At 75.5% G+C, this 478-nt stretch carries 1 protein-coding gene; it reads left to right on the top strand.

Annotation, left to right across the window (positions count from 1 at the left end):
- Positions 1–478, top strand: a 478-nt coding sequence (locus D3D02_RS19345) for a class I SAM-dependent methyltransferase (RefSeq protein WP_147435769.1), incomplete at both ends; no start/stop codon positions are given.

Raw genomic sequence — 478 nt, 5'->3', positions numbered from 1 at the left:
ACTACGGCGCCGACGCGCGCTTCGTTCAGGGCGACGTGACCCGCGCGCCGCTCGCGAGCGACGCGTTCGACCTGGCCTTCTCGGAGGCGGCGTTCCAGCTGGTGGCGGACGTAGAGGCCGCGGTGCGCGAGGCGCGCCGCGTCCTCCGGCCGGGAGGGACGTTCTACCTGGCCGTGATGCACCCGTTCCGAGAGCTGATCGACCCGGACGACGGCGCGCCGCGCTGCGGCTACCACGCGCCGCCGCGCCGCGAGATCGAGATCGACGAGTCGTACGACGCGGACCTGGTCGCGTTCGACCGCACCGTCTCCGACCTCCACCGCGCCCTCACGGACGCGGGGTTCGTCGTCGAGCGACTGGTCGAACCGGAGCCCGAGGGCGGCGAGACGACGAGCGAGGGCGACGCCGCGGCGGCCGCCGAGCCGCGGGCGCTCCTCCCCGACACGCCCGGGTTCTGGGCGCGGCTCGACGCGCGGTG

Origin of the sequence: Halobellus sp. Atlit-38R, from assembly GCF_003665925.1 — an archaeon.
GTDB lineage: Archaea > Halobacteriota > Halobacteria > Halobacteriales > Haloferacaceae > Haloquadratum > Haloquadratum inordinatus.
This window is presented reverse-complemented; position numbering and strand designations above follow the sequence as displayed.